This window comes from Pseudomonas sp. HLMP, from assembly GCF_046365545.1.
Classification (GTDB): Bacteria; Pseudomonadota; Gammaproteobacteria; order Pseudomonadales; family Pseudomonadaceae; genus Aquipseudomonas; species Aquipseudomonas guariconensis_B.
The window spans coordinates 1-1541 of the sequence record NZ_JBDLLR010000006.1 but is presented as its reverse complement, the minus strand read 5'-3'; the positions used below and the strand labels follow the sequence as shown (position 1 = coordinate 1541).

Genomic DNA, 1541 nt, shown 5'->3' with positions numbered 1-1541 from the left:
GCCGTGCAGGACTTCATGGTCCTGTTCCTGTCCACCCGCCGCAACGGCCGTTCGCTGGGCGACATGGTCCGCGAGGAAATGGGCCGGATTCCGGGCACCATCGCCCTGTTCGGCTGCTTCCTGATCATGATCATCATCCTCGCGGTGCTGGCGCTGATCGTGGTCAAGGCCCTGGCCGAGAGCCCGTGGGGCATGTTCACGGTGATGGCGACCATCCCGATCGCGATGTTCATGGGCATCTACATGCGCTACATCCGCCCGGGCCGCATCGGCGAGATCTCGATCATCGGCGTGGTCCTGCTGTTGCTGTCGATCTGGCTGGGCGGCCAGGTGGCCGCCGATCCGGTCTGGGGCAAGGCGTTCACCTTCACCGGCGTGCAGATCACCTGGATGCTGGTCGGCTACGGTTTCGTCGCCGCCGTGCTGCCGGTCTGGCTGGTGCTGGCGCCGCGTGACTACCTGTCGACCTTCCTCAAGATCGGCACCATCGTCGGCCTGGCCATCGGTATCCTGATCATCGCGCCGGAGCTGAAGATGCCGGCCCTGACCCAGTTCACCGACGGTACCGGCCCGGTCTGGAAGGGCACCCTGTTCCCGTTCCTGTTCATCACCATCGCCTGTGGCGCGGTGTCCGGCTTCCACGCGCTGATCTCCTCGGGGACCACGCCCAAGCTGCTGGACAACGAAGTCAACGCCCGCTACATCGGCTACGGCGGCATGCTGATGGAGTCGTTCGTCGCCATCATGGCCATGGTCGCCGCCTCGGTGATCGAGCCGGGCGTGTACTTCGCCATGAACAGCCCGGCCGCGGTGGTCGGTGCCGACGTCGTGTCGGTGGCGCAGACCGTCAGCAGTTGGGGCTTCACCATCACCCCCGAGCAGCTCGAGGCGACCGCCCGCGACATCGGCGAGCACACCGTCCTGGCCCGTGCCGGCGGTGCGCCGACCCTGGCCGTGGGGATCGCGCAGATCCTCCACCAGGTGCTGCCGGGCGAGAACACCATGGCCTTCTGGTACCACTTCGCGATCCTGTTCGAGGCACTGTTCATCCTCACCGCGGTGGACGCCGGTACCCGCGCCGGGCGCTTCATGCTGCAGGACCTGCTGGGCAGCTTCATCCCGGCGCTCAAGCGCACCGAGTCGTGGGGCGCCAACCTGATCGGCACCGCCGGCTGCGTGGCCCTGTGGGGCTACCTGCTGTACCAGGGCGTGATCGACCCGCTGGGCGGCATCAATACCCTGTGGCCGCTGTTCGGCATCTCCAACCAGATGCTGGCCGGTATCGCCCTGATGCTCGGCACCGTGGTGCTGATCAAGATGAAGCGCCAGCGCTATGTCTGGGTCACCCTGCTGCCGGCCGTGTGGCTGCTGATCTGCACCACCACCGCAGGCCTGATCAAGCTGTTCGACCCGAACCCGGCGGTGGGCTTCCTGGCCCTGGCCAACAAGTACAGCACCGCGCTGGACGCCGGCCAGGTACTGGCGCCGGCCAAGGACCTGGCGCAGATGCAGCACGTGGTGTTCAATGCCTACACCAACGC

The 1541-nt window shown here is 66.6% G+C and carries 1 protein-coding gene; it reads left to right on the top strand.

Translation table 11 applies throughout. From position 1 onward, the window contains the following. On the top strand, positions 1-1541 hold a 1541-nt coding region (locus ABFA30_RS23870), incomplete at both ends, for a carbon starvation CstA family protein (protein ID WP_410046078.1).